The organism is Streptomyces enissocaesilis (assembly GCF_039533765.1).
Lineage (GTDB): Bacteria > Actinomycetota > Actinomycetes > Streptomycetales > Streptomycetaceae > Streptomyces > Streptomyces enissocaesilis.
On record NZ_BAAAUD010000041.1, the window covers coordinates 34508 to 55902 of the forward strand.

A 21395-nucleotide genomic window follows, 5' to 3' on the forward strand; every position below is an offset into this window, starting at 1 on the left:
TACGTACCACCCGCCCCGAGCCGCAGCGCGCAGTACCCCCCGATGCGCATAGCAACGTGAGCTTTGAGCCCCGGACCGTTCTTCGGTCCGGGGCTCGCCGCTTTTCCGCCCGGTCCGGCGCCCGGCCCGGCGTTACTTGTCGGCGCGTACGGGTACGTCGAGTACGACCCGGGTGCCGCGCCCGGGGGCCGGGACCATGTCGAAGGTCCCGCCCAGCTCGCCCTCGACCAGCGTCCGTACGATCTGCAGGCCCAGGTTGCCGGTCCGCTGGGGGTCGAACCCCTCGGGCAGACCGCGGCCGTCGTCCTGAACGGTGATCAGCAGCCGGGCGTCCTTGCGGTCGCTGCCGCGCACGGCGGCCACCTCGACCGTCCCCCGCTCCCCCGGTGCGAAGGCGTGCTCCAGCGCGTTCTGGAGAACCTCGGTGAGGACCATCGCCAGCGGCGTCGCCACTTCGGCGTCGAGTATGCCGAAGCGGCCCGTGCGGCGGCAGTCGACCTTGCCCGGCGAGATCTCGGCGACCATCGCGATCACCCGGTCGGCGATCTCGTCGAACTGGACGCGCTCGTCGAGGTTCTGCGAGAGCGTCTCGTGGACGATCGCGATCGAGCCGACGCGGCGCACCGCCTCGTTGAGCGCCTCGCGGCCCTGCTCGGAGTCCATCCGGCGCGCCTGGAGCCGCAACAGGGCCGCCACCGTCTGGAGGTTGTTCTTCACCCGGTGGTGGATCTCCCGGATGGTGGCGTCCTTGGTGATCAACTCCCGCTCGCGCCGGCGGAGTTCCGTGACGTCACGGCACAGGACGAGCGAACCGATCCGCGTCCCCTTGGGCTTGAGCGGGATCGCTCGCAGCTGGATCACCCCGCTGTCCCCCTCGACCTCGGTCTCGCGCGGGGCGTAGCCGCTGGCCAGCTTGACCAGGGCTTCGTCCACCGGACCGCGGGACGGGGCGAGTTCGGCGGTGGCCTGGCCGAGGTGGTTTCCGACGAGATCGGAGGCGAGGCCGAGCCGGTGGTACGCGGAGAGGGCGTTCGGCGACGCGTACTGGACGATGCCGTCCGCGTCGAGCCGGATCAGCCCGTCGCCGGCGCGCGGCGAGGCGTCCATGTCGACCTGCTGGCCGGGGAAGGGAAAGGCCCCGGCGGCGATCATCTGGGCCAGGTCGGAGGCGCTCTGGAGGTACGTCAGCTCCAGGCGGCTGGGGGTGCGTACGGTCAGCAGGTTCGTATTGCGGGCGATGACGCCGAGGACGCGCCCTTCGCGGCGTACGGGAATCGACTCGACCCGGACCGGGACCTCCTCCCGCCACTCGGGGTCGCCCTCGCGCACGATCCGGCCCTCGTCGAGGGCCGCGTCGAGGAGGGGGCGGCGGCCGCGCGGGACGAGGTGGCCGACCATGTCGTCCTGGTAGGAGGTGGGGCCGGTGTTGGGCCGCATCTGCGCGACGGAGACGTAGCGCGTCCCGTCGAGGGTGGGAACCCACAGGACGAGGTCGGCGAAGGAGAGATCGGAGAGCAGCTGCCACTCCGAGACCAGCAGATGGAGCCACTCGAGGTCGGTCTCACTCAGAGCGGTGTGCTGGCGGACGAGGTCGTTCATGGAGGGCACGTGTGCGAGCGTACCTTCGCTCGGGCGACCCCATGGCCACGGCGCCGGCCGGGACCCTCAGCCCGTCCGGCACCGCAGCCCGGAGCTGCTCCGGCCAAGCGGCGGGTGTGCGGTCCCGCGCGGCCGGTGGAGGCCACGGCGCAGTCAGGGCAGAGAGCGCCGGTGCCTCGTTCCACCCTCCTGTGCGGGGAGGGAGGAGGCTTTACCTGTGCATTGTGGACTAGACCATTACCTTATGTCTATGACCGTGCCCAGTAAGATTAACGGTCAGTTGTCGCCTCGGACGACCAGGCACGCATGGCGTGCTCGGCGACCGCCTCGAGTCCCCCCGCGTGGCGCCGTCGCGTGCGTGCCGCGACAGCCCCCGGAGCACGCGCCGCCGAAGCGCGCGAGGGCGCGGGCGTCGGCGCCACGCGGCAGCTCGCCCGTGCCGGTGTCCGCCGCGACGAGGGCCTCGATCGCGGCGAGGCCGGCGTCGCGCTGATCGCGCAGGGCGGATTCGGCCTCCGGCGTCGTGCAGTCGATGGCCGGGGAAATCACCAGACAGCCGCGCGGACGGGACGGGCCGGTGAACTCCGCCGCCTCGTGGAGCATCCGGGCGACGCCGGCGCGGACGGTGGGCTCCTCGCGCAGGGCGCGCGACGCGAAGCCCCCGTACCGCTCGCCGTACAAGCTCACGGCATCGTCGACACGGACATCAACGCGGCCGGCTGCGCACGAGCGGCGAGGCGTGGGCCGGGGCGGCGGCGATGCCGGGTCGGGTCGGGTCGGGTCGGGGAACCCTCCGGCATCACGGACGTCGTGGCGTTCCTGGCGTCCGACGACGCCCGCCGGATCACGGGCCGGTGGCTGGACGCGACGGGCGGCCCACTCGCCCGAGAGGGGGCGGAGGGGGACGGAGGGGGACGGAGGGGGACGGCGAAAAGGTGACGACCGGCGGGTCCCGGCCGACCATGGAAATACGGGCACCCGCTTGGCGAAGACCCCCGGGCACACGGCACGGCCTCTGCTAGATTGGTCTATACCACAATACGGTCCCCCACTCAGATCGGCAGGCTCAGCGTGGAAGTTGTCATCGTTCCGGACGCCAGGACCGGCGGCGAGCTCATCGCGGCGAGCATCGGCCGGCTGCTGGGCCACAAGCCCGACGCGCTGCTCGGCGTGGCCACCGGTTCGTCCCCGCTGCCCATCTACGAGGCCCTGACGGCCAAGGTCCGCGCGGGCGAGGTCGACGCGTCGCGCGCGCGGATCTGCCAGCTCGACGAGTACGTCGGGCTGCCCGCCGGGCACCCCGAGTCGTACCGCTCGGTCGTGCTGCGCGAGGTCGTCGAGCCGCTCGGCCTGACCGAGGCCTCCTTCATGGGCCCCGACGGCTCCGCCGAGGACATCCAGGCCGCGTGCGAGGCGTACGACCGCTCCCTCGCCGAGGCCGGCGGCGTGGACCTCCAGCTGCTCGGCATAGGCACCGACGGGCACATCGGCTTCAACGAGCCGTGCTCCTCGCTGGCCTCCCGCACCCGGATCAAGACCCTGACCGAGCAGACCCGCGTCGACAACGCGCGTTTCTTCGAGGGCGACATCGACCAGGTGCCCCACCACGTCATCACGCAGGGCATCGGCACCATCCTGGAGGCCCGCCACCTGGTGCTGCTCGCCACCGGCGAGGGCAAGGCCGAGGCCGTGGCGCAGACCGTCGAGGGCCCGGTCGCCGCGCTGGTGCCGGCCTCCGCGCTCCAGCTTCACCCGCACGCGACGGTCGTCGTCGACGAGGCGGCGGCGTCCAAGCTGAAGCTCGCCGACTACTTCCGCGCGACGTACGCGGCCAAGCCGGTCTGGCAGGGTCTGTAGGGCCCTCCCGGGGCCCCCGGGGTTCCCGGGACACGGCTGGACACGACGGAGTGCCGGGATCCCCCCGGATCCCGGCACTCCGTCGTACCGGTCAGGCGCCGGCGACGACCTCGGCGGCGGCCCGGCCGCACACCCGCGCGGCGCCGTGCGTCGCGACGTACAGGCCCCCGCGCGGCTGCGCCTGCGGCACGCCCATCTCCACCACGACCGTGTCGGGCCTGGCGGCGGTCAGCGCCTCCAGCGCGGCCGCCATCCACGGGTGGCGGTGGGCATCGCGTACGACCGCGACGATCCGGCGGCCTTCCGCGGCCCCGACCACCTGCTCCGGCGCGGAGTTCCCGCTGTGGTACGTGCCCGTCGTGGTGCCCGGCAGCAGGCGCGCCAGCTCGGCGGCGATCCCCCACGGCGTCTCGTCGCCGACGGCGATGTTGGCGACGGGGGTGAAGGCAGCGACGTACGGGGCGGAAGTGACGGGAGCGAAACCGGCGCTCCGGGTGACCCGCAGCGCCCTGCGCGCGGCCACCAGGCCGATCTCGGTGCCGGTGCCGGGCGCGGTCCCCTCCTGTGAAGCCGCGCCCGGCCCCGAAGCCCCCAGGGCCCCCCTGCTCTGCCGCGTCCAGCCCGCGAGCGCGCGCACGCGCGCCGCCGCGTCGGCCAGCCGCTCCTCCGGCAGTACGCCGTCCCGCACGGCCGCGACCAGCGCGTCGCGCAGCCTCAGCACGGTCCCGTCGTCCGCCAGCCCACCACCGACGCAGATCGCGTCGGCGCCGGCGGCGATCGCCATGACGCTGCCCAGCTCGATGCCGTACGTCGAGGAGATGGCCTGCATCTCCATGCCGTCGGTGATGATCAGCCCGTCGTAGCCGAGCCCCTCGCGCAGCAGACCGGTGAGGATCTGCGGGCTCAGAGTGGCCGGGCGGGCCGGGTCGAGCGCGGGGAGCAGGATATGCGCGCTCATGACGGATTTGGAACCCGCGGCGATCGCCGCCCGGAAAGGCACCAGCTCACGGGCGTGCAGTGTGTCCAAGTCCACGTCGATGCGGGGCACCGCGTGGTGGGAGTCGACGGCGGTGTCGCCGTGGCCCGGGAAGTGCTTGGTGCAGGCGGCGACGCCGGCGGCCTGGAGGCCCTCGACGTACGCCGCGGTGTGCCGCGCCACGAGCTGCGGGTCGGCGCCGAAGGAACGTACGCCGATGACCGGATTGCCCGGGTCGGAGTTCACGTCGGCGGACGGCGCCCAGTTGAGGTTGACACCGCACTCGGCCAGCCGGTGGCCGAGTGCGCGGGCGACGTCCCGGGTGAGACCGGTGTCGTCGACGGCGCCGAGGGCAAGGTTGCCGGGGAACGAGGAACCGTGGCGGACCTCCAGGCGGGTGACGTCGCCGCCCTCCTCGTCGATCGCGACGAGCACGTCGTCGCGTTCGGCGCGCAGCTGCGCGGTGAGCGCGGCCAGTTGCGCCGGGGAGGCGATGTTGCGCCCGAAGAGACCGACGGAGGTCAGGCCCTCGCCGACCCGGCGCAGCAGCCAGTCGGGGGCGGTGGTGCCCCGGAAACCGGGCTGGAGGACGGCGAGGGCGTCGCGGGTGAGGGTGTCGGTGCGGGGAGCGAGAGTGGTCATGGTCGCGTGTTATCCCTTCACTGCACCGGCGGTCATGCCGCCGACGGCCCGGCGTTGGAGGAAGAGGAAGACCACGAGGACGGGGAGGGCGAACAGGGAGGAGGCCGCCATCGTCGCGCCCCAGTCGTTGCCGAACGCCGTCTGGAACTGCGTCAGCCAGAGCGTCAGCGTCTGGGCTTCCTTGTCCTTGTTGAGGACAAGGACCATGGCGAATTCGTTCCAGGCCGTGATGAATCCGAACAGCGAGGTGGACATCAGACCCGGCGCCAGCAGGGGGAAGACCACCTTGATGAAGGCCTGGCCGCGGTTACAGCCGTCGATCAGCGCGGCCTCCTCCAGTTCCACCGGGACGGCGGCGATGAAACCGCGCAGGGTCCAGATGGTGAAGGGCAGGACCATGACGAAGTAGATCGCGGTGAGGAGCGGGATGCTGTTCAGCATGTCGCCGTCCCGGGCGATCAGGTACATCACGATGACCATGATTTCCCAGGGCGCCATCTGGGCCATCATCACGGCCAGGATCAGGCCCTTGCGGCCCCGGAACTTCATCCGGGCGATGGCGAAGCTGGCGGCCAGGGCGACGACGAGGGCCAGGAGGACCGCGCCGACGGTGACGGTGACGCTGTTGAGGACGTACGTCCAGAACAGGTCGATGCCCGTCGCCTTCGTGTAGTTGTCGAGGGTCGGCGTGAAGAGGAAGGCCGGGTCCTTGGAGAGGATCTCGCCCTGGGGCTTCAGGGAGGACGAGAACATCCAGTAGACCGGGAAGAGGAAGACCGCCGCCAGGGCGAGCGCGAGGAGGTTCTTGCCGATCACGGCCGGCCGGACGGGCCGTCTGCTGCGGCGCGGCGCACGGAGACCAGAGGACACGTTGCTCACTGCTCCTCCTCCTGCTTCAGGATCAGGCGGAAGTAGAAGGACATGATGGCGGCCAGCATCACGATGGTCAGCACCGAGATCGCCGCGGCGAGGCCGTAGTGGAACTGGCCCTGGCCCTCGATGTAGGCGAAGACCGGCAGGGTCTCGGACTCCCGGTCGGGGCCGCCGGAGTTCATCGCGTACACCTGCGTGAACGCCTTGAAGACCCAGATGATCTCCAGGAAGGTGGTGATCAGGAAGAACGGCTTCAAGCTGGGGAAGACGACCGCCCAGAAGGTCTGCCAGCCGGTCGCGCCGTCCATCCGGGCCGCCTCGTACAGCTCGTTGCCGATGGTCGTCAGGCCCGCGTACATGTTGAGCGCGACGAACGGGATCGAGCCCCAGACCACGAGCACGGTGACGATGGTGAGGGTCGCCATTCCGGTCTCGAACCAGTTGTGCTGCTCGTAGCCGGAGACGCCCAGGGTGCGCATGATCCAGTTGGCGATGCCGAACTGCTCGTCGAAGAGCCACCTGAAGACCGTGACGGAGGCGACGATCGGCATGGCCCAGGCGGTGACCAGGGCCACCGACAGCACCAGCCTCATCTTCTTGCCGAGGCGGTTGAGCAGGATGCCGATGAGCGAGCCGATGCCCATGATCAGTACGACGTTGGCCGCGGTGAACAGGAGGGACCGGCCCGCCACGGTCCAGAAATCGGAATCCGTGAGCAGGTCCGTGTAGTTGGAGAAGCCCGTCCACACGGTCTCCCGGGTGATCAGCTCCCTGCGGCCGACCTCCTGGAAGGAGAGGATCAGGTTGCGGACCAGGGGATAGAGCAGCAGCACGGCGCCGCAGACGACCGCCGGTGCCAGCAGCAGGTACGGGATCAGCCCGGCGGGCAGCGATCGTCTGCCTCTGCCACGAGGAGGCTGAGGGACTTTCCTGGATCCGGAGGCGGGCGGTGGAGTCTGTGACTTCCCGGCCGCCTTTCCGGGGGCGTCCTCCAGTGCGGAGGCCGCCACTCCCTGGGAGTGCACGGTCATGGTCTTCTTCCTCGCGGTTCTGGGCACCCGCGCCCAACGGGTCTGCGGCCCCCGCGGGACCGCCGCCACTGCATGCCCGGGTGGTGCGGCCGGCGACGGGGGGAAGGGTCACCGGCCGCACCACGGAATACGGCTACTCCTGGCCGAGACGCTCGGTGATGACCTTGTCGGCCGCTTCACCGGCCTTCTTGACGTCCTCGCCCTTCAGGACCTTCGTCATGTAGTCCTTGATCGGGTTCGGCTCGGTCTCGACGTTCGCCCAGCCCGGCGTGACGGGCGTGACCTCGCCGACGGACGCGGACTTCGCCATGGCCTCGGCGAAGGAACCGGCCTCCGGCTCGAACTGGGCCGCGTCGTTGTTCGGCAGCAGCGCGCCGGCGGTGGCCTTCGCGTACTTCGTCATCTGGTCCTTGCCGGCGGCGAGGGCCAGCCACTCCTTGGCCAGGTCCTTGTTCTGCGAGCGCTCGGCGACGGCCAGGTTCGAACCGCCGAGGAAGACGCTGCCCGGCTTGTCGGCGGTCTTGCCCGGGACCGGGAAGTAGCCGAAGTCGGCCTTGTCGCCCGCCTTCTCGATGGCGGCGATCGCGCCGCCGGCCTCCCAGCCGAGACCGATCCAGGACGCGACACCGCCCTTGGGGACGATGTCGGTCGACTGCTGCGGCGTCGCCTCGTCCTTGTCCTTGGGAGCCGAGGAGAACGACTGGAGCTTCTTGTAGAAGTTCATGGCGGTGACCGCCTCGGGGGAGGACAGGGAGCCCTTCCACTGCTCGCCGTCCCGGGCCGCCAGGTCGCCGCCCTCGTCCCACACGAAGCCGGCGTAGACGTACCAGCTCTGGCCCGGCAGGTAGAGCGGCTGGATCTTGCTGTCGGACTTCTTGATCTTCTCCAGGCCGGCGACCCACTCGTCGCGCGTCTGCGGCGGCTTGACGCCCGCCTTCTTGAAGATCTTCTTGTCGTAGACGACCACGCGGCTGGCGGCGTACCACGGGGCGGCGTAGAGCTTGCCGTCCAGCTCGGCCGCGGGGACCATTCCCTTGTTCCAGGCGTCGTAGCCGAGGTCGGCCTTGTCACCGGAGAGGTCGGCGAGGCCGCCGGTGACCGCGTAACCGGCGGTCTGGGTGTTGCCGAGCTCCACGACGTCCGGCGGGGTGTCCTCGGAGAGGGCCGTGGTCAGCTTCTCCTGGATGCCGTTCCACTGCTGCTTCTCGACCTTGACCTTGACACCCGGGTGCTTGGCCTCGAACTCCTTGTTGACGCCGGCCATCCAGTCTTCGGGAGCCGAACCGTCCATCACCCAGACCGTGACCGACTTGCCGTCTCCGGAGGACTTGCCGCCGGAGCCGCCGTCGCCCGAACCACACGCGGCGATGCCGACCATCATGCCCGCGACGCCTATTGCCGCGATGAGCTTGCGCTTCACGCCATCACTCCTCAGGGATGCCTGCAACCCCCTGCCCACCGCGAAGACTTACGCCGATGTACTGCCCGGGGCCGGGTTCTGGTCTTTAATGGTTTAGACCAGTACCGGGAGCTTGGCCTAGACCTTTAGGGGTGTCAAGGGTGTATAAGAAGGGCTCTCGCGTCCGTTATCGGACCGACACCTGAGGAAGGGCGTCGCCCCATGACGAGGCCGTGCCACCATGTGAGCCGCGACAGTCGGAGGAGCCGGTGACGGCAGCAGCACAGAAGTCGGGAAGGCGGGGCATGGCCACGGACGGGGGCGGTACGGAGACCGAGGGCGCGGCACCGGCACGTACCGCGCGCGTGCCCAAGTACTACCGGCTCAAGCGCCATTTGCTGGACATGACCGAGACCCTGCCGCCCGGGACCCCGGTACCGCCGGAACGGACCCTGGCCGCCGAGTTCGACACGTCGCGCACGACGGTGCGCCAGGCGCTCCAGGAGCTGGTCGTCGAGGGCCGTCTGGAGCGGATCCAGGGCAAGGGCACATTCGTGGCCAAGCCGAAGGTCTCGCAGGCGCTGCAACTCACTTCGTACACCGAGGACATGCGGGCGCAGGGCCTGGAACCCACCTCCCAGCTCCTCGACATCGGTTACGTCACCGCCGACGACACCCTCGCCGGGCTGCTCGACATCTCGGCAGGCGGGCGGGTCCTGCGGATCGAGCGGCTGCGGCTCGCGAGCGGTGAGCCGATGGCGATCGAGACGACGCACCTGTCGGCGAAGCGCTTCCCGGCGCTGCGCCGCTCGCTCGTCAAGTACACGTCGCTCTACACGGCGCTGGCGGAGGTGTACGGCGTCCATCTCGCCGAGGCCGAGGAGACGATCGAGACCTCGCTGGCCACCCCGCGCGAGGCCGGGCTGCTCGGTACGGACGTGGGCCTGCCGATGCTGATGCTGTCCCGGCACTCGATCGACGGGAACGGCGAGCCGGTGGAGTGGGTGCGCTCGGTCTACCGCGGCGACCGCTACAAGTTCGTCGCCAACCTGAAGCGGCCGACGGACTGACGCGACGGCGAACCACGGAGCGGCCGGGGGTCCGGGGGCCGCCCCCGGGACAGCACAGCGTCGCCCACCTGAAGCGGCCGACGGACTGACGCGACGGCCGCCGGACAGGCAGCACTCCGGTACGGCTCTGACCTGCAGTGGTCGGGCCGTGTCCGTACCGATATGCGGACAGGGGGTTACGGACGGCGGTCGCAGCACCTAGATTTCGCGCACGTTACGAGTAAAGATCGCGCGAGGGGACGGATCGTCATGCCGCAGTCGCAGTCGACAACGCCAGCCCAGAGACAACGGGCCCTGTCCCCGAAGTCCATAGCCGTATGGGCCTCGGTGGCCCTCGTGGGCGCCATCGCCTGGGCGGTGCTCGCCCTCTCGCGCGGTGAAGAGGTCTCCGCCGCCTGGATGCTGGCGGCGGCTCTCGGCTCGTACGCCATCGCGTACCGCTTCTACTCGCGCTTCATCGCCCACCGCGTCCTGAAGGTCGACAAGAACCGGGCCACCCCCGCCGAGCGGCTCGACAACGGTGTCGACTTCCACCCCACCGACCGCCGCGTGCTGTTCGGGCACCACTTCGCCGCCATCGCGGGCGCGGGCCCGCTGGTCGGTCCCGTACTCGCCGCGCAGATGGGCTACCTGCCCGGCACGATATGGATCATCGTCGGCGTCATCCTCGCCGGCGCCGTCCAGGACATGGTGACGCTCTTCTTCTCCACCCGCCGCGACGGCCGTTCGCTCGGCCAGATGGCGCGCGACGAGATCGGGCCGTTCGGCGGCGCGGCCGCCCTGGTCGCGGTCTTCGCCATCATGATCATCCTGCTCGCGGTGCTCGCCCTGGTCATCGTGAACGCCCTCGCGCACTCCCCGTGGGGCGTCTTCTCCATCGGCATGACGATCCCGATCGCCCTCTTCATGGGTGTCTATCTGCGCATCCTGCGTCCGGGCCGGGTCAGCGAGGTCTCGATCATCGGCGTCGCGCTGCTGCTGCTCGCGATCGTCTCGGGCGGCTGGGTCGCGGAGTCCTCGTGGGCGGACACGTTCACGCTGGAGCCGGGCACGCTGGTCATCTGGATGATCGTGTACGGCTTCCTCGCCTCGGTCCTCCCGGTGTGGCTGCTGCTCGCCCCGCGCGACTACCTCTCCACCTTCATGAAGGTCGGCACGATCGGGCTGCTCGCGCTCGGCGTCTTCATCGCCCTGCCGACGATGAAGATGCCCGCGGTGACGGACTTCGCGACCAGCGGCACGGGCCCCGTCTTCGCCGGCTCGATGTTCCCCTTCGTCTTCATCACCATCGCCTGCGGCGCGCTCTCCGGCTTCCACTCCCTGGTCTCCTCGGGCACCACCCCGAAGATGGTCCAGAAGGAGACGCAGATCCGGATGATCGGTTACGGCGCGATGCTGACCGAGTCGTTCGTCGCGGTGATGGCGATGATCACGGCGTGCATCATCGACCCGGGTCTGTACTTCGCCATCAACTCGCCCGTGGGTGTGGTGGGAGACAGCGTCCAGGCCGCGTCCCAAGCGGTGACCAACCTGGGCTTCTCCATCTCTCCGGAGGCGCTGGCCCAGGCGGCGAAGGACGTCGAGGAGCAGAGCCTGCTCTCGCGCACCGGCGGCGCGCCGACCTTCGCGCTCGGCATGTCGGAGATCTTCTCCGCGGTCGTCGGCGGCACCACGATGAAGGCGTTCTGGTACCACTTCGCGATCATGTTCGAGGCGCTGTTCATCCTCACCACGGTGGACGCGGGCACCCGCGTCGGGCGCTTCATGCTCCAGGACATGCTGGGCAACGTCTACAAGCCGTTCCGCCAGGTCAGCTGGAAGCCGGGCGTCTGGTTCGCCAGTGCGGTCGTGGTCGGCGGCTGGGGCTACTTCCTGTGGGTCGGCGTGCACGACCCGCTGGGCGGCATCAACCAGCTCTTCCCGCTCTTCGGCATCGCCAACCAGCTGCTGGCCGCCGTCGCCCTCGCCGTCTGCACCACGCTGCTCGTGAAGTCCGGCCGCCTGAAGTGGGCGTGGGTCACCGCGGTGCCGCTCGCCTGGGACGTGGCGGTCACGCTCACCGCCAGCTGGCAGAAGATCTTCTCGGACGACGTGAAGGTCGGCTTCTTCGCCCAGCGCGACAAGTACCAGGCGGGCATCGACGCGGGCCAGGTGCTGCCGCCCGCCAAGAACATGGACCAGATGCACACCGTCGTCACCAACTCGACGGTCGACGGCGTGCTGTGCGCGCTCTTCGCGGTCCTCATCGTGGTGGTACTGGCCGACGCCGGCCGGGTCTGCCTCAAGGCGATCCGCGACCCGCAGAGCGTGAAGCTGCACGAGGCTCCGTACGTCGAGTCCAGGCTGGTCGCCCCCGCCTCGATCATCGCGACCAAGGAGGAGAAGGCCGAGCTGGTCGCGGCGGGCGCCGGCCCCGAGGGCGGCACCCGCAAGGAGACCGCGCCGGCCGGCCCGGGGGCCTCCGAATGACCCTGACGGACGTGCGCCGCGCGGCGGGCCGGATCCGCTGGTACGTCCGCGAGCTGACGGGCGAGTCGGCGTACGACCGGTACGTCGCCCACGCACGGTCGTGCGACCCCGAAGCACCGGTGATGACCCGCCGTCAGTTCGAGCGCGGCCGCACGGACGCCCGCGAGGCGGACCCCCGCGAGGGCTTCCGCTGCTGCTGAGCGGTCCCACAACGGGCCGCCGCGCCCCCTTACGGGGATGCGGCGGCCCGTCGGCGTCAGCGCACCCACTCCTTCAGCGCTTCGGTCTCCAGGGTGATCTCCACCGGGCCCGGCAGCGCCACCTGCTTGCCGAACGGGACCGTGTGCGCGTTCTCGTACCGGACGCCGTCGGGCTCGCTGCAGACGGTCACCTCGCGGGTGTCGCGGTCGATCAGCAGGTAGACCGGGATGCCGGTCTCGGCGTAGGCACGCGGCTTTTCCACCCGGTCGCGCTGGTCGGTGGCGGTGTCGTACGACGTGACCTCGACGACCATCAGCACGGAGTCGGGATCGGCTCACTCGCCCTGCCCCACGAAGGCATCACCGGGTGCGAGTGAGCCGTCGGGGCGCGCACGGCCCTTCCGGCATGCCTGCACCTTCAGTCCCTGGTCGGGGTGGAGCCACAGCTCGGGACGGGACTGCATACAGATGCGTGTCAGCCACTGAATGATTCGCCCGTGGTCCCCGTCCGGCACAACCCTCCCCTCAGCCTCCCGTCGATGAGTTCCCGCCGCACGCCCTCGGTCGTGCGGGCCAGTGTGCGCGTGGCCTCGTCGAATTCTTCGGGGAGCGGGTGGGGCCGGTCGGCGACAGCTGACATGGGGCGTACCTCCGTGTGCTCACGACGATAGCGGAGCGCTGTGACAACCACCTTCGCTCTTCCCGTGTGACACAACATGTGGGGGCCGCTTCACCCAACCGCCCCCACATGTATGCTCATGCTCGCTGTCGCCGCAGGGGAATCCGGTGTGAATCCGGAACTGTCCCGCAACGGTGTGATCGGTGCGCTTCTGCGCACCCAGGAGTCCGAAGACCTGCCGACGGTGTGTCCGGCTCGACCGAACCGGACACCGACACGTCCGGGCCTCGCGGTTGGGCCGGTGGACGCTACGCGGTATGCCGCCCTTCCCGGGGTGACGTGTGCCCGTACGCCCCCCCCGTTCCCCGCCGGCCCCGAGCCGAGCGAGGGAGAGCACCCCGTGACCATCGCGTCAGCCGATCCGGCAACTGCCACGGAGCCGACGGATCCAGCGGAGTCGACGGAGCCGTCCGACGGGCCCGGAGCCGGGACCGCACTGCTGCGGACCCTCACCGACCTGACCGCCGACCTTCCCGACACCGACCCGGGCAGGGTCGCCGCGGCCGCCCTGCGCGGCCGCAACGCGGCGTCGGACGCGGCCGAGCTCCGGGGCCTCGCCACCGACGCCGCCGCCGGGCTGATCTCCGAGGACCCGGCGTACTCCCGGCTCGCGGCACGCCTCCTGACCCGGACGATCCGCGACGAGGCGGCGACGCAGGGCGTCCGCACCTTCTCCGAGTCGGTGTCCGTCGGCCACCGCGAGGGCCTGATCGCCGACCGTACGGCCGGCTTCGTGACCGCCCACGCGGCCCGCCTCGACGCGCTGGTCGACCCGGCCGCCGACGACCGCTTCGGCTACTTCGGCCTGCGCACGGTCTACAGCCGCTACCTCCTGCGCCACCCGATCACCCGTCAGGTGATCGAGACCCCGCAGCACTTCATGCTGCGCGTGGCGTCCGGTCTGGCCAAGGACGACTCCCCCGCGGCCGCCGACGAGGTCGCCGCGCTGTACCGCCTGATGAGCCGCCTGGACTACCTGCCGTCCTCGCCGACGCTCTTCAACTCCGGTACGCGTCACCCGCAGATGTCCTCCTGCTACCTGCTGGACTCGCCGCTCGACGAGCTCGACTCGATCTACGGCCGCTACCACGAGGTCGCGCGCCTCTCCAAGCACGCGGGCGGCATCGGCCTCTCGTACTCCCGCATCCGCGCCCGCGGCTCCCTGATCCGCGGCACCAACGGTCACTCGAACGGCATCGTCCCCTTCCTGCGCACCCTCGACTCGTCGGTCGCCGCCGTCAACCAGGGCGGCCGGCGCAAGGGCGCGGCCTGCGTCTACCTGGAAACCTGGCACGCGGACATCGAGGAGTTCCTGGAACTGCGCGACAACACGGGCGAGGAGGCGCGGCGTACGCACAACCTGAACCTCGCGCACTGGATCCCCGACGAGTTCATGCGCCGCGTCGACGCGGACACCGACTGGTCGCTGTTCTCGCCCGCGGACGTTCCCGAGCTCGTCGACCTGTGGGGCGACGCGTTCGACCGGGCGTACCGCAAGGCGGAGGCGGACGGTCTGGCCCGTACGACGATTCCCGCGCGCCAGCTGTACGGCCGGATGATGCGTACCCTCGCGCAGACCGGGAACGGCTGGATGACGTTCAAGGACGCGTCGAACCGTACGGCGAACCAGACCGCCGAGCCGGGCTCCGTCGTCCACTCCTCGAACCTGTGCACCGAGATCCTGGAGGTCACGGACGACGGTGAGACGGCCGTCTGCAACCTCGGTTCCGTCAACCTCGGTTCGTTCGTGTCCCGGAACGGCGAGATCGACTGGGAGCGGCTGGACGAGACCGTCCGTACCGCCGTCACCTTCCTCGACCGCGTCGTCGACATCAACTTCTACCCGACCGAGCAGGCCGGCCGCTCCAACGCCAAGTGGCGCCCGGTGGGTCTGGGCGCGATGGGTCTCCAGGACGTCTTCTTCAAGCTGCGCCTGCCCTTCGACTCCCCCGAGGCGCTCGCCCTCTCCACGCGGATCGCCGAGCGCATCATGCTCGCCGCGTACGAGGCGTCCTGCGACCTCGCCGAGGTCAGCGGCCCGCTCCCGGCCTGGGAGAAGACCCGCGCGGCGCGCGGCGTCCTGCACCCCGACCACTACGGCGTCGAGGTCACCTGGCCGGAGCGGTGGGACGCGCTGCGCGCCCGTGTCGCGAAGACCGGAATGCGCAACTCCCTGCTCCTCGCGATCGCGCCGACCGCGACCATCGCGTCGATCGCGGGCGTGTACGAGTGCATCGAGCCGCAGGTCTCCAACCTCTTCAAGCGCGAGACGCTCAGCGGTGAGTTCCTCCAGGTCAACGCCTACCTGGTGGAGGACCTGAAGAAGCTCGGCGTCTGGGACGCCCAGTCCCGCGAGGCGCTGCGCGAGTCCAGCGGCTCGGTGCAGGGCTTCAGCTGGATCCCCGAGGAGGTACGGGCCCTCTACCGCACCGCCTGGGAGATCCCGCAGCGCGGACTGATCGACATGGCGGCGGCCCGTACGCCGTACCTCGACCAGTCGCAGTCCCTGAACCTCTTCCTGGAGACGCCGACCATCGGGAAGCTCTCCTCGATGTACGCGTACGCGTGGAAGAAGGGGCTGAAGACGACGTACTACCTGCGCTCGCGCCCCGCGACCCGCATCGCCCGGGCCGCGGGCTCCGGCGCGGCGGCCGCGGCCCCCGTCCCCGTCCCCGTACAGCAGGCCCCCGCCGCTCCCGACGCGGACGCGATCGCCTGCTCCCTTGAGAACCCCGAGTCCTGCGAGGCGTGCCAGTAATCATGAGTGACAAGAACCTTCTCGACCCGGGCTTCGAGCTGACCCTGCGCCCCATGCGCTACCCGGACTTCTACGAGCGCTACCGGGACGCGATCAAGAACACATGGACGGTGGAGGAGGTCGACCTCCACTCGGACGTCGCCGATCTCGCGAAGCTCTCGCCCGGTGAGCAGCACATGATCGGCCGGCTGGTCGCGTTCTTCGCGACGGGCGACTCGATCGTCTCCAACAACCTGGTGCTGACGCTCTACAAGCACATCAACTCCCCCGAAGCGCGCCTCTACCTCTCGCGCCAGCTCTTCGAGGAGGCCGTCCACGTCCAGTTCTACTTGACGCTGCTGGACACCTACCTCCCCGACCCGGACGACCGCGCGGCGGCGTTCGACGCGGTGGAGGAGATCCCCTCGATCCGTGAGAAGGCGCAGTTCTGCTTCACGTGGATGGACTCGGTCGAGAAGATCGACCGCCTGGAGACGAAGGCCGACCGCCGCCGCTTCCTGCTGAACCTGATCTGCTTCGCGGCGTGCATCGAGGGGCTGTTCTTCTACGGCGCGTTCGCGTACGTCTACTGGTTCCGCTCGCGCGGCCTGCTGCACGGCCTGGCGACCGGCACCAACTGGGTGTTCCGCGACGAGACGATGCACATGAACTTCGCGTTCGAGGTCGTGGACACCGTCCGCAAGGAGGAGCCGGACCTCTTCGACGACGCCCTGCAGCAGCAGGTCACGGACATGCTGAAGGAAGCCGTCGAGGCGGAGCTCCAGTTCGGCCGCGACCTGTGCGGTGACGGCCTGCCCGGAATGAACACCGAGTCGATGCGCGAGTACCTCCAGTGCGTCGCCGACCAGCGCCTGGAGCGCCTCGGTTTCGCCCCGGTGTACGGCTCGCAGAACCCGTTCTCCTTCATGGAGCTCCAGGGCGTGCAGGAGCTGACGAACTTCTTCGAGCGCCGTCCGTCGGCGTACCAGGTCGCGGTCGAGGGCTCGGTCGCCTTCGACGACGACTTCTAGACCGCGGGTCCCGGACCGCGCGTTCCGGACCGCGAGCGGGCGGTCGCGCCTGGCGTCGCGGAGGATCGTGCCCCACCAGAGAAGCTGGTCGAGCATGGCCTCCGCGGCGCCGTTGGGCCCTTCCGGGTCCTTCAAGGTCCCGTGGGGGCCGAAGAGCTCGTAGTAACGGGGGAACGAGACGCAGTCGCGGACCGTGTGGGCGTGGAGCCCGTTGAAGACCTGGCGGAGTTGTCCGATCGCCAGGAGACCGCCGCTGCAGCCGACGAGCCGCCCTCGAGCAGGGCCCCTTCCGGCCGGACGGCCATGCCGCCCTGCTCGCGGACGAGTCGGCCGTCACCGGCGGCCCCGGATTCACCGGGCGGGTGGACACCCTGCCGGGCCTTCCCCAGTCCAGCGGCATCACGCGCCTGGTCCACCCCGAGGCGGGCGAGCCGAGGCCGGCGTACGAGGCGCTCGAACTGCCCGCCGCCGACGACCAGCGCCTCCTCGCCCACCTGCCCGCCGACGACAGCACGTCCGCCGCCCTCGACCGCCTCACCGCCGCCGGTCCCGGGGGCACTGCGCGCGGTCCCGGGCCGACGCGGACCGCGCGGGACCGTTCAGGCGGCAGCGCGGTCCGCGGGCGGCCGACGGCGGCCGGCGGCGTCGAGCACCGGCGACGCCTTCGTCCGAGTGCGGTGCGGACCGACCGCACTCCAGGGGCTGGGGCGGACCCCGGGGCGGGCCCGTCCGGTCAGGAGACGCCGCAGCTGGACGCGGACCAGAAGCGGCTCGCGCGGTGGTCCAGGTGGGTGTGGTCGCCGTGGCCCGGGTAGCCGGGGCCGAGGATGCCGTTGAAGCCGTGGTGACGGGCCTGCTTGGCCAGCGTGCACAGGGAGTGCGGGCCGGAGCCGAGGTCGGCGGCGTCGCCGTACAGGTGGCGGCTGCTCGACGCCCCGCCCACCGCGTCGTTGCAGGCGTGGGAGCGGAAGCCGCTGGTGACCCGGATGGACTGGTCCCCGAGGGCGTGCCGGAGTGCTTCCAGCTTCCACATGGTGCGCAGGGCGTTCGACTTGGCGGTGGCGGCGCTCACCGCCCCGCCGGACCAGGTGCTGTTGCAGGTGTTGAGCTCGGCGTACGAGAAGTGGACGGGCGTGCAGTCGTCGTCCTGGAGGTCGTAGAGCTTGCTGAAGGTGGCGGGGCCCGCGACGCCGTCCGAGGAGAGCCCGTACGCGGACTGGAAGCGCTTGACGGCGGCGGTGGTGGCGGGGCCGTACTCGCCGTCGACGGCGAGCACCGCGCCGTAGCCCGGGTAGCCGCCGAGCCGGATCTGGAGCTGGGTGACGTCGGCTCCGGTGGCGCCCTGGGAGAGGGTGCGGGACCAGGTGTAGCAGCCGTCGGCGTGCGCGGTGCCCGCGGTGGCGACCGCCCCGCCCAACGTTGCGACCATGAGCATGACAAAACAGAGGACGGATCTCGCCGTACGCCGGAACATGGGGCCTCCATACCGAGGAGCAGAGGGGCACAGGAGCGGGGGGCACGCCCGAGACTGGCGCCTCCGCGCACACACGTCAACAGGGCGACTGCCAGGGTCATTTGTCCGACCAATGGCAGTCGCCCGGCGGCCCCGCGGCGACGGCGGAGAGGATCAGTCGTTCGGGACGGTCTCGTAGCGCGGCGTGCCCTCCGCCATCTGCTTCAGCGCGTCCTTGCGGTCGCGCTTCGACAGGCGGTCGATGTAGAGGCGGCCGTACAGGTGGTCCGTCTCGTGCTGGAGGCACCGCGCGAAGTAACCGGTGCCGCGCACCTTGACGGGGTTGCCCTCGGCGTCCTGGCCGCGCACCACCGCGTAGTCGGGACGGGCCAGTTCGGCGTACGCCGTCGGGACGGACAGGCAGCCCTCGTTGGCCTCGTCGAGCATGCGCTGCTCCTGCGGGAGCTCCTCCAGGACCGGGTTGCAGACCACACCGACGTGGCGCACGCCGTCGTCGTCCGGGCAGTCGTACACGAAGACCTTGAGGTCGACGCCGATCTGGTTGGCGGCCAGGCCGACCCCCTCGGCGGCGCGCTGGCTGGCGAACATGTCGTCGATCAGCGCCGCGAGCTTGTCGTCGAACTCGGTGACGTCCTTGCACTCCTGGTGGAGGACCGGGTTCCCGACGACGGTGATGGGGCGGGCGGTACCGCGCTCGCGGTACGCCCGCTCGCGCTCCTCGGTGTTCTCCGTGTCCACGACGAACCCGTCGTTGATGTCCTGCTGGTCCGTCTCGTGCTGCGCCATGTCCGCCGTACGCCTTCCTCAAAACCCCGAATACCGAATCCGATGCCCGTACAGCCTACGGGCAGGCTCCGGCGGACCCCTCAGCAGACTTCTTCGAGATCCCGCCACTCGCGGCTGTCGGGGTTGTCGGCGACCCATCCGTCGAGCAGCCCGCGCACCAGTCCGGCCGGCGCCGCGATGCCGCACTCGCGCTCCGGCAGCCAGAGCTCACCGGCACCGGCCGTGCGGTGGCCCAGCGGCCCCGGGTGACCGGGCTCGCTGTGGTCGTGCGGGTCGAGGTGCTCGCCGTCGCCCTCGTCGCTGGGCATCTGGGACTCGGAGCAGGCCCGGCAGAGCAGCCGTACGGACGACGACCAGTCCTCGGCGGCGAACCCCGCGTCGGCGGCGAGGCGCTCCAGGGCGTCCCGGTCCGACTCGGTGGCGGCCTCCAGGAGGACCACCCAGGTGGGTACGGGCGAGGGCGCCCACAGCTCGATCTCGTCGAAGACGGGGAAGGACGGACCCGCGGCGGTGACGCGCTCGCCGTGCGGTACGCCGTCGTGCAGGACGACCTCGCCCCAGCGGCGCCCGGAGGACGGCAGCGGGATCGAGAGCACCTCTATCCGGGCCGGGTCGAGCCTGCGGCCCCACACCACCTCGGCCTCGCCCTCCGGCGAGAGGCGGACGGCGGCGCTGCCCAGCTCCATGCCGTGGGGCTCGCCGCTCTCGGTGGGCTCGCCGGGCACCTTCAGGCCGTACGCCTGCCAGGCACGGCGGGCCAGCGGCCAGTCCTGGAGGGCGGTGGCCGCGATGCCGACGTTCCACCAGTCGGGAGCGCCGGTCTCCCGGTCGAGGAGCGCGACGGCGCGCAGGCCGGCGGCGCGGGCCTGCTCCCAGTCGTGCCGGAACTTGTGCAGCAGCGCGAGGTTGAACCAGGACTCCGACAACCAGGGTTCGAGGTCCGCCGCGCGTGTCAGCAGCGCTCCCGCGTCCTCGTACCGACCGTCGCCGATCAGCGTGAACGCGCGGTCGGTGGCCTGCCGCCACGAGGCGGACGGCCTGTGCCGTACCTTCCCGAAGATCTTCACGATTCCCGCCTGTCCCGCCTGCCGGTCGTTGAAGGTCCAGTGCCCCCCGGACACCCTCTTCTTCCTCTTCTTGGCATCCAACCATGCCGGGTCACAGGGCCGCTCATTACCCATGGGTTACCCCGGTGGGGACGGGGCCGCACCACCCCGGGACAGAACACGCGCCAGGGATTCCACGACCTCGGGCTGGTAGTCGCGGCAGGTGCCGAGACGCAGCTGTTCCAGGGCGCTGAGCGGCCCGCCCAGTCCCCCTCCGCTTTCCCCCGAGAAATCGTCGTATGCATTGACGGCGCGGACGATCCGGGCAGGCAGCGGCTGCTCACGGTACGGGTCGGCCTGCCGCTCGACGACCACCGCGACCTCGGCGGGGACCCCCGTCTGGCGTACGACGGCTCCGCCCAGGAGCGCGATGCGGCGCTGTTCGGCGAGCGGGAGGGATGCGGTGGCCCCGGCCGGGACCGGGTCGAGGAGGGAGAGCTGTCCGATGTCGTGCATCAGGGCGGCGTACTCCAGGACGGTGAGGTCGGGCTCGGCGAGCCCCAGCTCGCGCCCCACCGCACGGCTGAGCAGCGCGACGCGGTGGGCGTGGCCCTGCGGGGTGTGGCCGGCGATCTCGGTGGCGCGGGCGAGCGAGGCGATGGTCTGGCGGTACGTCGTGCGGACGGCGGCGTACCGGCGGAAGGACAGCTGGGTGAGCAGCAGGGGCACGCAGAAGACGGGCAGGGCCCACAGCCCGGTGACGGCGACGGCGAGCGCCATGACGGCGCCTGTGGCGCAGACGGCCGAGCCGATCCCGAGGAGCGCCCGCAGCTCGTCGCGCAGGAGCGGACCGTACGGGTAACCGGTGCGGGCGCGGGCCATGACGGCGGCGAGGACGGCGTCGCAGAGGGCGGTGAGGACGAGGAGCAGCAGGAGGAGGAGCGCGTGGTACGGGCCGTGGCCGACCCATTGTTCCCACAGGCCGCAGTTGTAGAGCGGCTGGAAGCAGACGGCGGCGAACGCGACGGTGAGGACGCGGCGGACGACGTGGTCGAGAGCGGACCCGTGGCCTGCGGCGACGTGCGGCACCGCGCCGGCGAGGGCGGCCGCGACCACGACGGCGACGACCTGGAGGACGCCGTGGACGGTGGGCTGTCCGGCGTTCTGTCCGAGCAGGGCGTAGGCGAGGGCTCCGGCGGCGCCGAGCGGGGCGGGTTCGCGCTCGGCGGGCAGGGCGCGGGGGCCGCCCCGTACGCCCCAGCGGGAGAGCTCCCCGACGGTGACGAGCGCGCCGAAGGCGAGGGCGACGCCGGGTTCGGCGACGCCGTACCAGAGGGTGTCGCCGAGGGCGTAGACGGTGAGCACGGCGGCGGCGCCGTACACGAGCCCGAGGGCGAGCGCAGGCCGCGCGGCCTTTCCGCCCCGCTTCATGCGGCACGCTCCGCGCGCGTACGGGCCCGGCAGTGCCGCTTGCGGCGCATCTCGGCCCCTGCGGCGTCCGAGGAGCGGGGCCCGCCGGCCGGGGC

General features: G+C 70.9%; 17 protein-coding genes, 1 pseudogene and 1 riboswitch. Of the genes and pseudogenes, 7 read left to right on the plus strand and 11 right to left on the minus strand.

All coding sequences use genetic code 11. The features are described from left to right. Positions 1 to 132: 132 nt before the first annotated feature. Entirely contained in the window at positions 133 to 1599 is a 1467-nt protein-coding gene (locus tag ABD374_RS20510) for a sensor histidine kinase (protein ID WP_344497218.1), read from the minus strand. A 276-nt stretch (positions 1600 to 1875) separates the two neighbouring features. Next, entirely contained in the window at positions 1876 to 2286 is a 411-nt protein-coding gene (locus ABD374_RS20515) for a hypothetical protein (protein ID WP_344497231.1), read from the minus strand. Positions 2287 to 2670: 384 nt separating this feature from the next. Between ABD374_RS20515 and nagB the strand changes: the two genes are divergently transcribed. Continuing rightward, positions 2671 to 3456 (plus strand): glucosamine-6-phosphate deaminase, encoded by a 786-nt coding sequence (nagB, locus tag ABD374_RS20520; protein ID WP_344497033.1) that lies wholly within the window; start codon positions 2671 to 2673, stop codon positions 3454 to 3456. Positions 3457 to 3547: 91 nt separating this feature from the next. Here the strand turns inward: nagB and ABD374_RS20525 are convergent, their stop codons facing one another. From ABD374_RS20525 to ABD374_RS20540, 4 genes are all read right to left on the minus strand, one after another. Beyond that, the gene (locus tag ABD374_RS20525) at positions 3548 to 5074 is read right to left on the minus strand and encodes a glycoside hydrolase family 3 protein (protein WP_344497034.1); all 1527 of its coding nucleotides are present in this window, start codon (positions 5072 to 5074) and stop codon (positions 3548 to 3550) included. A gap of 9 nt (positions 5075 to 5083) precedes the next feature. Further along, the gene (locus ABD374_RS20530; RefSeq protein WP_344497219.1) at positions 5084 to 5890 is read right to left on the minus strand and encodes a carbohydrate ABC transporter permease; all 807 of its coding nucleotides are present in this window, start codon (positions 5888 to 5890) and stop codon (positions 5084 to 5086) included. A 59-nt stretch (positions 5891 to 5949) separates the two neighbouring features. Then, on the minus strand, positions 5950 to 6978 hold the full coding sequence (locus ABD374_RS20535; protein ID WP_344497035.1) for a carbohydrate ABC transporter permease: 1029 nt from the start codon (positions 6976 to 6978) through the stop codon (positions 5950 to 5952). A 133-nt stretch (positions 6979 to 7111) separates the two neighbouring features. After that, positions 7112 to 8398: an extracellular solute-binding protein gene (locus ABD374_RS20540; protein WP_344497036.1), complete on the minus strand. Its 1287-nt coding sequence runs from the start codon at positions 8396 to 8398 to the stop codon at positions 7112 to 7114. 284 nt (positions 8399 to 8682) lie between these two features. Between ABD374_RS20540 and ABD374_RS20545 the strand changes: the two genes are divergently transcribed. The 3 genes from ABD374_RS20545 to ABD374_RS20555 all read left to right on the plus strand — a co-directional run bounded on the left by ABD374_RS20545 (position 8683) and on the right by ABD374_RS20555 (position 12116). Beyond that, positions 8683 to 9447 carry a GntR family transcriptional regulator gene (locus ABD374_RS20545; RefSeq protein ID WP_344497037.1) on the plus strand — a complete coding sequence of 255 codons (765 nt, stop codon included), beginning with the start codon at positions 8683 to 8685 and terminating at the stop codon, positions 9445 to 9447. Between the two features lie 249 nt (positions 9448 to 9696). Continuing rightward, the gene (locus ABD374_RS20550; RefSeq protein WP_344497038.1) at positions 9697 to 11916 is read left to right on the plus strand and encodes a carbon starvation CstA family protein; all 2220 of its coding nucleotides are present in this window, start codon (positions 9697 to 9699) and stop codon (positions 11914 to 11916) included. Then, positions 11913 to 12116: a YbdD/YjiX family protein gene (locus ABD374_RS20555; protein ID WP_344497039.1), complete on the plus strand. Its 204-nt coding sequence runs from the start codon at positions 11913 to 11915 to the stop codon at positions 12114 to 12116. The genes ABD374_RS20550 and ABD374_RS20555 overlap by 4 nt, the downstream gene beginning before the upstream one ends. Before the next feature lie 56 nt (positions 12117 to 12172). On the opposite strand, the pseudogene ABD374_RS20560 reads toward ABD374_RS20555, so the two are convergent. Continuing rightward, a pseudogene (locus ABD374_RS20560) lies at positions 12173 to 12756 on the minus strand (Uma2 family endonuclease). A 112-nt stretch (positions 12757 to 12868) separates the two neighbouring features. Beyond that, a riboswitch (cobalamin riboswitch) is annotated at positions 12869 to 12992 on the plus strand. A 143-nt stretch (positions 12993 to 13135) separates the two neighbouring features. Here ABD374_RS20560 and ABD374_RS20565 point away from each other — a divergent pair. The 3 genes from ABD374_RS20565 to ABD374_RS20580 all read left to right on the plus strand — a co-directional run bounded on the left by ABD374_RS20565 (position 13136) and on the right by ABD374_RS20580 (position 17378). After that, positions 13136 to 15553 carry a ribonucleoside-diphosphate reductase subunit alpha gene (locus ABD374_RS20565; protein ID WP_344497040.1) on the plus strand — a complete coding sequence of 806 codons (2418 nt, stop codon included), beginning with the start codon at positions 13136 to 13138 and terminating at the stop codon, positions 15551 to 15553. 2 nt (positions 15554 to 15555) lie between these two features. Next, positions 15556 to 16563: a ribonucleotide-diphosphate reductase subunit beta gene (locus ABD374_RS20570; RefSeq protein ID WP_344497041.1), complete on the plus strand. Its 1008-nt coding sequence runs from the start codon at positions 15556 to 15558 to the stop codon at positions 16561 to 16563. Between the two features lie 362 nt (positions 16564 to 16925). Beyond that, on the plus strand, positions 16926 to 17378 hold the full coding sequence (locus ABD374_RS20580; protein ID WP_425577289.1) for a hypothetical protein: 453 nt from the start codon (positions 16926 to 16928) through the stop codon (positions 17376 to 17378). Here ABD374_RS20580 and ABD374_RS20585 read toward each other — a convergent pair. The 4 genes from ABD374_RS20585 to ABD374_RS20600 all read right to left on the minus strand — a co-directional run bounded on the left by ABD374_RS20585 (position 17297) and on the right by ABD374_RS20600 (position 21300). After that, entirely contained in the window at positions 17297 to 18037 is a 741-nt protein-coding gene (locus ABD374_RS20585) for a D-Ala-D-Ala carboxypeptidase family metallohydrolase (RefSeq protein ID WP_344497042.1), read from the minus strand. The genes ABD374_RS20580 and ABD374_RS20585 overlap by 82 nt on opposite strands. Before the next feature lie 153 nt (positions 18038 to 18190). Continuing rightward, positions 18191 to 18823, minus strand: a complete 633-nt coding sequence (def, locus tag ABD374_RS20590) for a peptide deformylase (protein WP_344497043.1) — start codon at positions 18821 to 18823, stop codon at positions 18191 to 18193. 80 nt (positions 18824 to 18903) lie between these two features. Beyond that, positions 18904 to 19890 (minus strand): tetratricopeptide repeat protein, encoded by a 987-nt coding sequence (locus ABD374_RS20595; protein ID WP_344497221.1) that lies wholly within the window; start codon positions 19888 to 19890, stop codon positions 18904 to 18906. A gap of 117 nt (positions 19891 to 20007) precedes the next feature. Continuing rightward, complete coding sequence (locus ABD374_RS20600) at positions 20008 to 21300, minus strand: HD domain-containing protein (RefSeq protein WP_344497044.1); 1293 nt, start codon at positions 21298 to 21300, stop codon at positions 20008 to 20010. Positions 21301 to 21395 lie beyond the last annotated feature (95 nt).